Annotated in this window: 13 protein-coding genes and 1 tRNA gene; 7 read left to right on the forward strand and 7 right to left on the reverse strand. The window is 31.5% G+C overall.

What is annotated here, in order from left to right:
- The 4 genes from ABJF52_RS05190 to ABJF52_RS05205 form a co-directional block, all read left to right on the forward strand.
- A partial coding sequence (locus tag ABJF52_RS05190; protein ID WP_348147285.1) for a T9SS type B sorting domain-containing protein occupies window positions 1-3,177 on the forward strand: 3,177 nt, incomplete at its 5' end.
- A 20-nt stretch (window positions 3,178-3,197) separates the two neighbouring features.
- Window positions 3,198-4,145 (forward strand): type IX secretion system membrane protein PorP/SprF, encoded by a 948-nt coding sequence (locus ABJF52_RS05195; protein WP_348147287.1) that lies wholly within the window; start codon window positions 3,198-3,200, stop codon window positions 4,143-4,145.
- Between the two features lie 90 nt (window positions 4,146-4,235).
- Window positions 4,236-4,595, forward strand: coding sequence for a dihydroneopterin aldolase (gene folB, locus ABJF52_RS05200; RefSeq protein ID WP_348147290.1), 360 nt, complete (start codon window positions 4,236-4,238; stop codon window positions 4,593-4,595).
- A 48-nt stretch (window positions 4,596-4,643) separates the two neighbouring features.
- Window positions 4,644-4,714: transfer RNA gene (locus tag ABJF52_RS05205), tRNA-Cys, on the forward strand.
- Window positions 4,715-4,913: 199 nt separating this feature from the next.
- Here ABJF52_RS05205 and ABJF52_RS05210 read toward each other — a convergent pair.
- From ABJF52_RS05210 to rnr, 3 genes are all read right to left on the reverse strand, one after another.
- Complete coding sequence (locus ABJF52_RS05210; RefSeq protein ID WP_348147293.1) at window positions 4,914-5,594, reverse strand: LysE family transporter; 681 nt, start codon at window positions 5,592-5,594, stop codon at window positions 4,914-4,916.
- 2 nt (window positions 5,595-5,596) lie between these two features.
- Window positions 5,597-6,244 (reverse strand): head GIN domain-containing protein, encoded by a 648-nt coding sequence (locus ABJF52_RS05215; protein ID WP_348147296.1) that lies wholly within the window; start codon window positions 6,242-6,244, stop codon window positions 5,597-5,599.
- A 107-nt stretch (window positions 6,245-6,351) separates the two neighbouring features.
- Window positions 6,352-8,547 (reverse strand): ribonuclease R, encoded by a 2,196-nt coding sequence (gene rnr / locus ABJF52_RS05220; protein ID WP_348147299.1) that lies wholly within the window; start codon window positions 8,545-8,547, stop codon window positions 6,352-6,354.
- A 581-nt stretch (window positions 8,548-9,128) separates the two neighbouring features.
- On the opposite strand from rnr, the gene rpiB reads away from it, so the two are divergent.
- The 3 genes from rpiB (at window position 9,129) to ABJF52_RS05235 (ending at window position 11,017) form a co-directional block, all read left to right on the forward strand.
- Window positions 9,129-9,560 carry a ribose 5-phosphate isomerase B gene (gene rpiB, locus ABJF52_RS05225; protein ID WP_348147302.1) on the forward strand — a complete coding sequence of 144 codons (432 nt, stop codon included), beginning with the start codon at window positions 9,129-9,131 and terminating at the stop codon, window positions 9,558-9,560.
- A gap of 96 nt (window positions 9,561-9,656) precedes the next feature.
- Entirely contained in the window at window positions 9,657-10,577 is a 921-nt protein-coding gene (locus tag ABJF52_RS05230; protein WP_348147305.1) for a cation diffusion facilitator family transporter, read from the forward strand.
- Window positions 10,577-11,017: a GNAT family N-acetyltransferase gene (locus ABJF52_RS05235; protein WP_348147308.1), complete on the forward strand. Its 441-nt coding sequence runs from the start codon at window positions 10,577-10,579 to the stop codon at window positions 11,015-11,017. The genes ABJF52_RS05230 and ABJF52_RS05235 overlap by 1 nt, the downstream gene beginning before the upstream one ends.
- Before the next feature lie 40 nt (window positions 11,018-11,057).
- Here the strand turns inward: ABJF52_RS05235 and ABJF52_RS05240 are convergent, their stop codons facing one another.
- The 4 genes from ABJF52_RS05240 to ABJF52_RS05255 all read right to left on the reverse strand — a co-directional run bounded on the left by ABJF52_RS05240 (window position 11,058) and on the right by ABJF52_RS05255 (window position 14,078).
- On the reverse strand, window positions 11,058-11,432 hold the full coding sequence (locus ABJF52_RS05240) for a hypothetical protein (protein ID WP_348147311.1): 375 nt from the start codon (window positions 11,430-11,432) through the stop codon (window positions 11,058-11,060).
- A gap of 263 nt (window positions 11,433-11,695) precedes the next feature.
- Window positions 11,696-11,860 (reverse strand): hypothetical protein, encoded by a 165-nt coding sequence (locus ABJF52_RS05245; RefSeq protein ID WP_348147314.1) that lies wholly within the window; start codon window positions 11,858-11,860, stop codon window positions 11,696-11,698.
- A 429-nt stretch (window positions 11,861-12,289) separates the two neighbouring features.
- Window positions 12,290-12,904 carry a hypothetical protein gene (locus ABJF52_RS05250; RefSeq protein WP_348147317.1) on the reverse strand — a complete coding sequence of 205 codons (615 nt, stop codon included), beginning with the start codon at window positions 12,902-12,904 and terminating at the stop codon, window positions 12,290-12,292.
- 25 nt (window positions 12,905-12,929) lie between these two features.
- Window positions 12,930-14,078: a cellulase family glycosylhydrolase gene (locus ABJF52_RS05255; protein WP_348147320.1), complete on the reverse strand. Its 1,149-nt coding sequence runs from the start codon at window positions 14,076-14,078 to the stop codon at window positions 12,930-12,932.
- Between the last annotated feature and the right edge of the window lies 1 nt (window position 14,079).

Here is a 14,079-nt window from a genome sequence, read left to right on the forward strand (position 1 = left end):
GGTCTTGTAACTCCTGGGATTACCTATACTATTAGAGCTACTGGTGCTAACGATTGTTTTGTAGATATCACACAAGTTATCCTTCAACCAGAAATCATTGACAATGTTAATGCTACTGTGGTGGAATTTGCTTGTACTAACGGTAATAACTCCAACAACGCTACCATTACTATAGATGAATCTGCCATTACTGGCGGTTCCAATAACTATACACGTTACGAGTTTATTAACACCACAACTGCAACAACAGTGCAAGATGGTTCAAACCCTGTTTATATTGAAACGAATTATGACGGTGGTAACTATACCATTAATGCATATGATGACATGGGTTGTTTAGGGAGTACTACTGCTGTGATATTACCTTATGTAGAAATTACAAATGCAACCATTACCACAACTGCAGATGTTACTTGTAACCCTGGAGACGATTCTGAAATTCAAGTAGATGTTACTATAACTCCAGCAACTGCAACGCCTAATTTAGAATATGAAGCTAATGGTACCGACAATGCTTATACAGCTACGAACGGTACTGGATTATTCACTGGACTTGGAATTGGTAGCTATATTATTCGTGTTACTAATTTAGATACTAATTGTTATATAGAAACGACCCACACTATAGCTGATCCAAATATTATGGATGTCGTTATCACCAAGTTAACTGATGAAGAATGTCTTAACAATGGTGTTGATGATGGAAGTTTTAGTGTTACCATAAACGATTATGCTGGTACTTATTCGTATCAAGTATTTGACCTAGATGACAATGCTATTGCTGGATTCTCTGGAACTGGTAATACTGGAACACCTTTAATTATTTCAAATTTAATAGGTGGTGGGTATTATGTTCAAATTACCCAAACTGCAGCTCCTTTCTGTGTACAAAATTCTAATGCCATTACTATCTTGGCCCCAGATGCTCCAATTACTGCTACTGTAAATCAAGAAACTAGTGTAAGCTGTTCAAATGATCAAGGTAGTTTGTTAGTAGATCCTGAAGGTGGTGAAGGTCCATATACTATTGTTTTAACTAATACTACTACATCGGATAGTTATACTGAAACAAATGTAGAAGCATTTATTTTTACTGCATTAGCAGCTGGAGATTACACAATTGAAATTTCAGATGATTTCTCATGTATTTATACTGATGTTATTACTTTAATACGACCTGACCCAATAGTTGCAACTATCGCTGCTACAGCCTTAGCATGTTATGATGATAACAATGCTAGTGTAACCGCTACAGTAGGAGCTAGAAATGTTACCCCTATTTACTCATATCAATTAAATACATATGATGATTTATCTGGAACAAATACGCCAATAACTTCTGTTGCTCAAGGAAGCAATATATTTCCAAATCTTGCTGCTGGCTTCTACAGCATAACAGTGACTGATGATGTGGGATGTACTGTGGAAACTACTATTGTAGAAATTGAAAATCCAGTAGAAGTAACAGCACAATTAATTCGTACAAGCCCATTAACTTGTACTACTGGGGTAGAATTTGAACTTTCTGCAACAGGTGGTAGTGGAACATATGAATACAGTGAAGATAATATTACATTCTTCCCAATGACTGGTAATTCTATCAACCTTCCACAAGCTGGTGTATTAGCTGCAGGCACTTATAGTTATTTCGTAAGAGATGCTATAAATACTTGTGAAGCCATACGTTCTAATGAAATTACTGAAGACGAAATTGACCCACTTGTGTTAACTATAGATACTACGTCGGCAAATATTAACTGTTTTGGTGAATCTACTGCAGTTATCTATGCTGATGCAGAAGGTGGATTAGGTAATTATTTATACGAACTTTATGAAAACAGTGTTGATGCAAGCAATCTAATTGAAGGTCCACAAGCTTTAGGTGAGTTTACTGGATTATCTGCTGGTACTTACTGGGTAAATGTAACTAGTGAAGACTGTACAACTGCTCCTCAAGAAGTTATTATTACAGAACCAACGGTACTAACTTATACTGAAGAAGTGCTTAATGTTTCTTGTTTTGGTGAAAATGATGCAAGTATAACCGTTACACTTTCAGGTGGATCAGGTGGTTATCAGTATTCGATTTCGCCAAATTTAAATCAGTTTGACGATGAAAATGTTTTCGATGAACTTGAACCTGGTGATTATACAATTATCGCCCAAGATCAAAATGGTTGTTTTATAGAATTAGAATACACCCTAACAGAGCCTGTAATTCTTGAAATGACTGGGACAACCTTACCCGAAATATGTGTTGGTAACGAAGACGGTTCTGCAAACGTAGTAATTACTGGAGGTACTGCTCCATATAGTACAAGCTTTGGTGATAATAACAACTTTATTCAAGATCAATTTGATTTTACTAATCTAGCGTCAGGTAGTTATATTGTTTATGTACGAGATGCTATGGGTTGTGAAACCAATATCGTAATAACTGTTGACCAAGGCGTTAATTTAAATGCTACAGTAGAACCTGTTTATGAATGTTCGGGTGATGTTCCAAACAATTATGTAAACGTAACCTTAGAAGATGAAACAGTTTTAGGTGATGTGCTTTATGCACTTGACTCTATGGATGCGAATGATATGCAGTTAAATCCAGATTTCAGGGACATATCTCCAGGTACTCATTATATAGCAATTTCACATGCCAATGGTTGTATCGTTACAGTTGATTTTGAAATTACTGCATTTGATCCTTTAACATTGACATTAGAACAAAATAATATCAATGAAATTACCGCAATAGCCGAAGGTGGTTTACCAAACTACACTTATATTTTTGATGGAAAGGATAACGGAGATGACAATACTTTCTACGTTAATAGAACTGATACTTACGTAGTTAGTGTAATTGATGAAAATGGATGTGAAGTTATTGCCAACGTATTTATAGAGTTTATAGACATTGAACTACCGAATTTCTTTACCCCAGATGGCGATGGTTTAAATGATAGATGGATGCCTCAAAATATTGAACAGTATCCTGAAATACTAATTAAAATTTATGATCGTTATGGTAGAGTGGTTGAAGACAATGTCATTGATCGCAACGGATGGGATGGTAAATACAACCAGTCTGAATTACCTTCAGGCGACTATTGGTACGTAATTCAACTCAACGGAGAAACAGACGACCGAGAATTTGTTGGACATTTCACCCTTTACAGATAACACAGACTTAACCTAATATTATGCGCACCAAATTACTAACCTTAATTACAGTCTTCTTAGCCGTTTGTGGACTAAGCGGACAAGAGTTAACATTACCGCAGCTATCGCAATATTTAGCTGATAACCCTTTTGTTATGTCACCATCATACGCTGGTATTGGTGATCACGTAAAAATTCGTATTAACGGACTTACACAATGGGTCGGCATAAAAGACGCACCTGATACACAATCATTAGCAGCAGATATGCGTGTTGGAGAAAAATCTGGTTTAGGCATGATACTATATAATGATAGTAATGGCGAAACAAAACAACAAGGAGCGCGTGTTTCATTTGCACATCATTTAACATTAGATCGTTATGATGATGAATTTTTATCCTTTGGCTTATCATATAATTATAATCAATTTCGAATAGATATTGAAAATTTTGATGCCTTAGACCCAAGTGTTACTGATGATAGAGCAACTACAAATCATAATTTTGATGTGGGAGCATTATATAGAAAAGATAAATTCTATTTTAGTTTAAATGCTTCAAATATTATTAATAAAAATCTAGCAAACTTCAACCCTGTATATGAGCCAAATACATTGAGAAACTATTATGCTTATACTGGTTATAGATATACAAAAAATAAAAATAGTCGTTTAGAAATAGAGCCTTCTTTATTCTTTCAATATTTTGAAAGTGATGGACGTTCGGTAACAGATTTAAATGTTAAATTTCGTTGGTACGACTTTGAAGACTACTATTATGCAGGTGTTACCTACCGTTTCTTAAATGATCAGATTGGAGATCCTTTATATGTGGCACCAATTATAGGTTTAAAAAAGAGTAACTTCTACTTTGGTTATTCGTACCAAATAATACTTAACGAAATACTTGGATATAGTACAGGTACACATGTTATTACTTTAGGTATTGACTTATTCCAAGGACTTAGTAATTGTAGGTGTACATACTAATAATTTTCTCATAAATAAATTACTAGTCTAATTTGCACTTATTATCTATTCTGATAAGATTCAATTAAATTTGCATTCATATAATTTATAATGGGCAAAGTAATAGTAAGCAACATTCGTGTATTTGCACATCATGGTTGTTTAAACGAAGAAAGTATAGTTGGAAGTGAATACACCGTTGATGTACATGTAGATACAGATTTAACCAAACCTTCAATTACAGATGATTTATCCGATACCGTAGACTACGTTCAAATAAATCATATAGTTAAAATTGAAATGCAAACTGCCTCAAAACTACTTGAACATGTGGCTAAAAGAATAGTTGATAGAATAATAAATGAAATTCAAATGGTTGATTTTGTTGAAGTATTCGTCTCTAAAATTAACCCTCCCATTGGTGGTGATGTTGAAAAAGTTACAATTTCATTAAGCGCAAAAAGAAGTTAAATCTTTTTTCAATTACTTAAATAAGGCGCTATATTTGCACCTGAATTTGGCATCGTGGCCGAGTGGCTAGGCACAGCTCTGCAAAAGCTTGTACAGCGGTTCGAATCCGCTCGATGCCTCAACAAAAAGACTTCATAGCAATATGAGGTCTTTTGTATTTTGTATAATTAATTAAAAACTGTAGTTCTTTTAAAGTACCGTGATGGGCAATATCTTTAATACAAAACCGAATATTATATAGCTATTTTGATATAAATATTTCATTATAAATCTCTTATAAGGATACATTTTATTTAACAATCCAAGGACAATAACATATTACTCTTCACGAATATGTTCTATTTTTTCAATACCCTTTTCAATATTAAACTGGTCTTTTGGAAGAAATCCTTTGGTAATTAAAACCAATCCACATATCATTAAAATAATAGCAATACTTTTCTTAATTACTATAATACGTTCTTTAGTAAGCTTTTTCTTTAACCTTTTCGCAAGAAGAATTTTTATTATATCGGTAAGCAAATAAGCCCCAAGCATTGTAGCAAAAAATATAAAAATTCGATTAGGGTCATTATCTAAACTAGGACCAACGATAATAATCACCCCTAACCAAAACACTAAGACGCCAATATTAATAAAGTTGAGTAAAAAACCTTTAACAAATAAACCAATATAATTATTGGTATTTTTCGTTTCTATATTTGTAGTATCTTTTTTAGTGGTCTTTTTTTTAAGTATAGTTGCACCATACACTAGTAAAATTACACCACCAAAAACATAAAGACCAGGTTGATTGCTAAGATTTTCAAGCAATTGAAAACTACTAAAATAGGCTACAAATAAAAAGAGAATATCAGCTAAAATCACGCCTAAGTCAAAGGCTAACGCTGCTCTAAAACCCTTAATTGCACTAGTTTCTAAAAGAACGAAGAACACAGGACCAATCATAAAACTTAGAAAAAAACCTAAGGGTATAGCAGCCTGAATATCATCCCACATGGTTACATTCTTGTTATTTTACCTCCAAAAATTGTTTTTTCTTCCATCTTAGCCGGATTTCCATGAACAAGTACTTCACCGCCAGCTTTAACTGTAGCTTTTACATAGTCTATAGCAAATATTTCTGCTCTCGAACCAGCATTAACATTTATGGTAGAAAATTTTGTCTTAAACTCTTTACCTTCATATACACCTCCAGTGTTAATAGCAATATCCTGTAAATCAGAAGATCCAAAAGTTTGAACCGTACCACCAGTAACAACCTTAACTAATAATTGTTCAACATTGGCTATAATTGAAATTTCACCACCTTCCTGCGCTTTTAATTCCAATAAATCTTGTTGAATATTATCTCCTGAAGTTAAGCGTGCATCTTCATTAACATCAATTGTGACCAATTCTTCAGTATAATAGATATCAATAAATGTTCTATAACCACTAAATATTTTGGTTAATTGCATGCGTACTTTTAGAACACCATCACTATTGGATATAGCAACCTTGTTTAGGTTTTCACCAGTAACTACAGCTTTGTTAGTATCTGACTTAATTAAATTTACTGATAAACCATCGTAGGTTTTAATTTCAGTAAACGCTCCTATTTGATCAAAAGTCTTTTTCTCTTGACCCATGCCAATATTAGCTGACATCAAAAGGGTTAAAAAAAGTAAAATAGGCTTCATTTATTGATTTTGTAATTTTTATATGTTGGAAACATTACATTTTGCATATCACTATACAAAACATGTTCCAAAAATTACTCAGTTATATATTTACCAAGTAATGCAAAATCTAAATGGCGTTTGACCAAGTCCGTGTCTTTTACCATTACTACTACTTCATCACCTAATTGATAGGTATTTTTAGAACGCTCACCGACAAGTGCATATTGTCTTTCATCAAAGATATAATAATCCCCTTTGATATCACGAATTCTCACCATTCCTTCACATTTATTCTCTATAATTTCAACGTAAATACCCCATTCCGTTACTCCACTAATAACACCAACAAACTCTTTATCCTTGTTGTCTTGCATAAATTTAATCTGCATATACTTAGTAGAATCTCTTTCAGCACTTGTTGCTAAATATTCCATATCAGAAGAATGTTTACATCTTTTTTCATAGAGCTCTGCATTAGCACTTTTACCACCATCTAAATAATGTTGTAATAATCTATGCACCATTACATCCGGGTAGCGACGAATAGGTGAAGTAAAATGAGAATAATAATCAAATGCTAATCCATAATGTCCAATATTATCAGTAGTATAAATAGCTTTACTCATACTTCTTATTGCCAAAGTATCGACTAAATTTTGTTCTTTCTTACCTTTTACATCTTCAAGAAGTTTATTTAAGGAAGAACTTACAGATTTTCTATCTTTTAAATCAATCTTATGACCAAAACGAGAGACAATTCCATTTAATGCTATTAATTTATCTTCATTTGGAACGTCATGAATTCGATAAATAAAAGTCTTTTTAGGTTTTTGTTTACCAATAAACTCAGCAACCTTTCTATTGGCTAATAACATAAACTCTTCTATAAGTTTATTTGCATCTTTTGATTCTTTAAAATAAACACCTTCAGGTTCGTTGTTTTCATCTAAATTAAAACGAACTTCTACTTTATCAAAAGAAATAGCTCCATGTTGCATTCTTTTAGAACGCATTTGTTTTGCTAAACGATCTAAAGTTAAAGTTGCTTCAACAATTTCATTTGAAACAGTATACTCTTTTCCTCTAATTGATATTTCTTTAGGTATTTCATTTTTACCAGTTTCTATAATATGTTGTGCTTCTTCATATGCAAAGCGCTCATCAGAATTCGTTACCGTTCTTCCAAACCACTGATTTTTTAATTGGTTTTTATCATCCATTTCAAAAACAGCTGAGAATGTATATTTTTCTTCATTAGGTCTTAATGAACAGGCATTATTAGATAAAACTTCGGGAAGCATTGGTACCACGCGATCTACTAAATAAACTGAAGTTGCTCGTTCATAGGCTTCATCATCTAAAATAGTATCTTCTTTTAAATAATGTGAAACATCTGCAATATGAATACCAATTTCATAATTACCATTTTCTAAAACCTTAAATGACAATGCATCATCAAAATCTTTTGCATCTTTTGGATCTATGGTGAAAGTCAAGGTTTCACGCATATCACGTCTTTTTGCTATTTCTTCAGCAACTATACTTGTATCTATATTGTTAGCAAACTGTTCAACCTCTACAGGAAATTCATAGGGTAAACCATATTCCGCTAAAATTGCATGAATTTCCGTATTATGTTCCCCTGGTTTCCCTAAAACTTCTAAAACTTTAGCTATAGGAGAGTCAGCATCTTCTGGCCAATTTTCAATTTCAACAATAACTTTTTCACCATCTTGTGCTTTTCCAATATTATCCTTTGGAATAAAAAAATCGGTATACATTCTAGAATCTGTAGGACGCACAAACGCAAATGTTTTTTGCATTTCTAAAATACCTACAAACGTTGATTTCTTACGTTCTACTATTTTTGTGATTTCACCTTCTATTTTTTTACTGTTTCTATTATTAAAAATATGTACTTCAACGGTATCCTTATGAAAAGCTCTATTTACTCTATTGGCAGAAATAAAAACGTCGTCGTCTAATTCTTCAACTACTACATATGCATTTCCTCTACTAGTCATATCAACTATACCAGTATGTACGGTTTTAGAAGATGCAATTGCTTTATACTTACCTCGTTCGGTTTCTTCTATTCTTTTTTTCTCTTTTAACTGACCTAATCTTTTAATTAGTTGATTTCTATCTTGAGTATTACTTAAATCTAATTTTGAAGCTATTTGTTTATAATTAAAGCTTTTCGAAGGTTCTTTCTCAAGAACTGTGAATATGCCTTTAGTTATTTCGTTATTTCTATGTTTACTAGCTTTCTTTTTTTTCTTTGACATTAATGGTTTTGTTTGTACGAAAATAACAATTTAAAAATCCAAATTGCTTTTCGTATCGTGTTATCAACACTTATTATAAGTATTCTATTTTTTCTTTTAATAAATTTAAAAAAATGGTGATGATGATGTGGTGTTAATAGCTACAATAACTTTATGTTATTATAGTTGTTTTGCATTATTATTGAACTTTATCTACAATTTTTCAGAATGTACCTTCCTTCATTATCAAATTGTTATATTTCTTATTAACCTATATTAATAACTTATATTAACAACTTTTCTTGATAAGATAACTTGTTAATAATGTTAGTTTAATTGAAAATTTACTGAATAAATGATGGTTAAAAAAGTAGAACTAATTTTTTTGTCGATCGATAATTTTTGTAGACATTAAAATTTGGTAACCACAAAACTTAGAAGTTATTTTTTATGTGGATGTTTTCAACAATTTTAAAAGTACTTATTACAAACAAATTAACAACGCTTGTGGTGTAATTTCAATTTTTTGTTGTGAAAGTACCGAATTTTGTGGTGTAGCGCATCTATTTGTACCTTTGTTTAACAAAACAATATATATAATAATGAAAGTTGCAATAGGAAACGATCACGCCGGCACAGAATATAAATTAGCTATAATTGGTTTATTAAAATCAATGGATATAGAAGTAATTAATCATGGTACTGATGGAACTGATAGTGTTGATTATCCAGATTTTGTTCATCCAGTAGCTAATGATGTCGAAAATAATAAAGTTGATTTTGGAATTATTGTTTGTGGTAGTGGAAACGGTGCATCTATGACAGCTAATAAACATCAGAAAGTAAGATCTGCATTATGTTGGACAAAAGAAATTGTAAAATTAGCAAGAGAGCATAATGATGCTAATATATTAAGTTTGCCTGCTCGTTTTATTGCAATACCTCAGGCATTAGAAATGGTACAAACTTTTTTTAATACAAAATTTGAAGGTGGAAGACACGAACGAAGAATAGAGAAAATTGCTTGTAGTTAATTATACGCTTATTTATTAAAAAAAATCGCGAAACTTCGTTTCACATTTCTCTTTGTTTTATAATCGTAAATTTACTTCATTGAAAAGTATAAAACGATGGGGCATTCTCACCATAATCATTCCCATAATCATGCACATCCAGATTTAAAAGGACGAAGCTTATTTATAGCTATTCTTTTAAATATTTTGATAACCGCATCGCAAGTTATTGGTGGACTAATTTCTGGAAGTTTATCATTATTATCAGATGCATTACATAATTTTAGCGATGTACTTTCATTAATTGTTAGTTATGTTGCAACTATACTTTCCAAAAGGAAAGCTTCTTCTAATAAAACATTTGGTTTTAAAAGAGCAGAAATAATAGCTGCTTTTGTTAACTCTACTGCCTTAATAGTTGTGGCTATTATATTAATAATAGAGGCTATTGAACGCTTTTTAAGCCCACAAGAAGTAGAATCTAGTTTAGTTATTTGGCTTTCGTTATTAGGTATTGTTGCTAATGGATTTAGTGTTTTGTTGTTGAAAAAACACTCCAAAGGAAATATGAATATGAAATCTGCCTACTTACATCTTTTAACAGATATGATGGCTTCTGTTGCTGTTTTAATTGGTGGTATATTAATGAAATATTTTCAATGGTTTTGGGTAGACTCTTTATTAACATTAGCGATAGCATTTTATCTGATTTTTATGGGCTGGAATTTATTAAGAGATTCTACTAAAGTATTAATGCTATTTACACCAGACTCCATAATAGTTCAGAATATTGTAGATGAAATAATGAAAATTGATAAAGTAAAAAATGTGCATCATGTGCATATTTGGCAATTAAATGAAGACGAAGTTCATCTTGAAGCACACATCGATTTTAATGTTGATATAAAACTTTCTGAATTTGATGTTATTTTAGATGAAATAGAAGAGGAATTATTTCATCATCATGGAATAAATCACATAAATATTCAACCAGAATTTGGTAAATGTGATAGTAAACAAATTATAGTTCAAGATTAATGGAGATTTTAGTAAAAACTTTCGAAGAGCTTACAAAACAAGAATTATATGAAATTTTACAGCTTAGGTCTGAGGTTTTTGTTGTAGAACAAGATTGTGTTTATCAAGACTTAGATGGTAAAGACCAGAAAGCGTTACACGTTTTCGCAAAAAAAAACGGCCGCTTCGCGGCCTATTCTAGAATATTTAAACCAGGCGATTATTTTACTGAAGCTAGTATTGGTAGAGTTCTAGTTAAAAAATGTGATAGAAAATATGGTTATGGTCAAAAAATTATGAAAGCCTCAATTAAGGCTATTCAAAACAATTTTAATCAAAAAGACATTCATATTTCTGCTCAATTATATTTAAAAAAATTTTACGAATCGCTGGGTTTTAATCAAGTAGGTGAGGAGTATTTAGAGGATGGAATTCCACATATTGCAATGATTAAAAATTAAAAAAAGCCGCACTAGCGGCTTTTTTAGTTAATGTGCAAAATCATATTCTTATGGTGTTCCTACTTGTTAAGTTTAAATCTTTTAATAAATTATCTGTAAACTTGTAATGACCTCTAGTTGTTATAATTTGAAAACGATGTGATTTTAATCTACTTATAGTATCTAAAAACAACCATTTTGTTTTTAAAAGACTCGTTTTTTGTGATTTAAGGCTAATATCAAAAAAATATTTTCTACCATTTTTCTCAGCAACGATATCGGGTGTGATTTTCATTTTGGTGCCTTTTCTTAAATAGGACTTGGGAGTATCATAACCCTCAAGGTCTGCTTTAATGTTTTCAAACCCAGTAGCTTCTAGGTGATTGATAGAATTTTTAATAATTGTTTGATTTTCTTTCTTTTCTGTTTTAGTCATTTATATAAAATAAGAAAAGGCATTAGAAATCCAAACTTTAATTGTTGATTAACAGGTTTTTAAGATAGTGTGCTATTACTTGTTAAATTGTAAAGAAGCTTTTTATTTTACTCAATATTGTTTGTAAACCAATCAATAAGAGTTTGTTTTGAATTATTTGTACTAGGTAATTGATCCGGCCTATTGTAAAGTCCAAAATTATCGACATGGTAATCAAAATAGGTGAAATGGATGTTTTTTTCCTGAATTAGGGTAATCATATCTTAAACAAAATTCATTCCTCCTTTGTTATTTTCAAAACTAGGAGCACCTGTATCAACTTCACCAATATATATGGGTGAAGTTTCATGGGTATCCCAATTATCTAAGCGATCTAAGATAGATTCTAAAAAGGCCTTATTTCGAAAAAAAAATCGAGCCTTCGGCATTATAAAAATCTAGGCGCATTAAAACGTAGCCGTTTGAAATAATCTTTAATAACAGAGAGCCACAAAAATTAATGTGTAAATTTAAAAAGATTGTAGGATAGAAAATTACGGTTGAGACTTCCCTTTAATTATTGCGTCTACGGATGGTGATTTGTCATTTTTACACGAAGTGGAAAAAATTAATATTGGAATCATGCAAAAAATCAGTTTTATAAGGTGGGGAATTTCACCTAAATAATAAAATAAAACTATTTGAGTCTTTTAATGGAGCTATCAAGGTAACAAACTGTTTAGTCTATTTTATTTTCTTTAAAGAACTACAATTTTGGAAAAAAGTGATGAATGAATCGATTTGTCTATGAAATGTAGGTGAGCTGTAGTTCTTAAGTAAACAAGGAAATAAAACAGACTTATCGGTTTGTAAATGCATTAAACAAATCGCTTGGCAAGACCTTGAGAAATTAAAAAATTGAGTTTTAAAATTAAGTTAACTGGTTTTTCTGCTTTGTTTTTTTCCGAAAAATATAGATATCCTTCTTCACGAGGATGCAATTGCTTTAAATGTATTTTGGGAACTTTATTTTTCTGTTGATTTATGCGTTTTTCTAATATTTTTTCTGAAATATTACGTGTTTTTAAAAACTGAATTAGCTTAAGGCGATTTACAAATGTGATTTTACATGATGTAAATTTGTTCGGCTCATCACTATAAATTGCTGTAATTAAAGAGTAAAAATCAGTCTTTTTTTTCGAGTCAAATAACCAGCCTTTTTTTACTATTGAATTTTTAAAATAGCGCAATTCAAAGGCAAATGTTGGCAACTCTTCATTGGTATAATCTAATTGCGCTTTTTCATCAACAAAATACTTTTTGCCGCTAAACTTATTGGTTAATATTAAATCAACTCCTTTAAGTTGATTCTTTAGACCTCTAATTCTAGTAAAATTGTAGTTTCTCAAATGTTTATGATAATACTTATCTAACAACACAGCAAGACAGCGTTCTTTTTCAACATCTGACACAAAAGTGCTTTTTAGTGTCACGCTTTATAATTTTCCTAGCTTATTTTTAATACTTCATTAATAGGTTTAATAATTTTCGATCTAGTTTATGTCCGTACCAATCTTCATAATTAACATCAGATCTACCGGAATTAAGAATTCCAAATGTACCGTCGAATTCCCATAAAGCATATCCAATGTTATTGATTTTAAGAATACTCATCAAATCCTCAAACCACGCTAGAAAGACATCATGTGGAGTTTTATTATAACAACCACATTCTCCACAGTGTACACCAACTCCTTGCTTTATTAAGTCAATCCAAGGTTTGTACATATCTTCTAACATTGCAACACTTAAATATTGATCACCTACTTGACCTGGCCATTTTGGTATTGGCAGATTTTTAGAATCTTTAAAAACCCAAGGAGCTTTATAATGAGAAATAATACCTGGATTATAGCCTCTACAGCTTTGACCAATATTTAAATCGGTAATCTCTGGAATCACTTCGCTACCAATATTATTACCATCTGCAATTATTAAATGATTTGGATTTCTTATAGTTTCTGAAGCCGCAATAGCCATTTTTCGATATAATTCACCCGGAATAGCCGCTCGTTTAGAAAATTGGTCGTTCATATCTTCTCGAGTGCAGGGTTCATTAAGTAAATCAAAACTAATTTTACCCTCGGAAACATTTTTAAAACGTTTGGCCCAAAATTTCCAATGAAGACAGAAATCATCAAGTGCTTGTTGATCTTCCCATAAATTATAGGGTTCATTAAATCCGGCATTTACGCAAAAACCAGGCGCGCGATGCAAATTTAGGCTGACATGAAGTCCATGCTTATGTGCTAAATACACAACGTTTTCAATTCGATCTGTTGCTTTACGGTCTATCTTTCTTATTTTATTAGGCGTAATATCTCTACTTCTGTCAAATTTTAAATAATATGGATAAGCCATTGGTAAGCGGACAAAATCAAAACCCCAATCTGCCATCCATTTGAAATAGTCTTCATGAAAAGCACGACCTTTACTAGGGTCTGGAGAAAAGAAATTTAGAAAATTGAAGCCTCTCCATCGAGGTAAGGGATTCTTTAAAATGTTGGATTTTAAAACGGAAACTTTAGGAGAAACTAAAATGCCCCCAGCCGCAAGACTAGTTTTTTTTACAAATGACCGGCGGTTTATTTTTACAGAATCACTCATA

The organism is Aurantibacter sp., assembly GCF_039941195.1.
Taxonomy (GTDB): domain Bacteria; phylum Bacteroidota; class Bacteroidia; order Flavobacteriales; family Flavobacteriaceae; genus Aurantibacter_A.

What these genes read in the sequence shown, in the direction of transcription:
- ABJF52_RS05195 (WP_348147287.1), top strand. Translation starts at nt 3,198, where the DNA reads ATGCGCACCAAATTACTAACCTTAATTACAGTCTTCTTAGCCGTTTGT.
- folB (WP_348147290.1), top strand. Translation starts at nt 4,236, where the DNA reads ATGGGCAAAGTAATAGTAAGCAACATTCGTGTATTTGCACATCATGGT.
- ABJF52_RS05210 (WP_348147293.1), bottom strand. Translation starts at nt 5,594, where the DNA reads ATGTGGGATGATATTCAGGCTGCTATACCCTTAGGTTTTTTTCTAAGT.
- ABJF52_RS05215 (WP_348147296.1), bottom strand. Translation starts at nt 6,244, where the DNA reads ATGTCAGCTAATATTGGCATGGGTCAAGAGAAAAAGACTTTTGATCAA.
- rnr (WP_348147299.1), bottom strand. Translation starts at nt 8,547, where the DNA reads ATGTCAAAGAAAAAAAAGAAAGCTAGTAAACATAGAAATAACGAAATA.
- rpiB (WP_348147302.1), top strand. Translation starts at nt 9,129, where the DNA reads ATGAAAGTTGCAATAGGAAACGATCACGCCGGCACAGAATATAAATTA.
- ABJF52_RS05230 (WP_348147305.1), top strand. Translation starts at nt 9,657, where the DNA reads ATGGGGCATTCTCACCATAATCATTCCCATAATCATGCACATCCAGAT.
- ABJF52_RS05235 (WP_348147308.1), top strand. Translation starts at nt 10,577, where the DNA reads ATGGAGATTTTAGTAAAAACTTTCGAAGAGCTTACAAAACAAGAATTA.
- ABJF52_RS05240 (WP_348147311.1), bottom strand. Translation starts at nt 11,432, where the DNA reads ATGACTAAAACAGAAAAGAAAGAAAATCAAACAATTATTAAAAATTCT.
- ABJF52_RS05245 (WP_348147314.1), bottom strand. Translation starts at nt 11,860, where the DNA reads ATGCCGAAGGCTCGATTTTTTTTTCGAAATAAGGCCTTTTTAGAATCT.
- ABJF52_RS05255 (WP_348147320.1), bottom strand. Translation starts at nt 14,078, where the DNA reads ATGAGTGATTCTGTAAAAATAAACCGCCGGTCATTTGTAAAAAAAACT.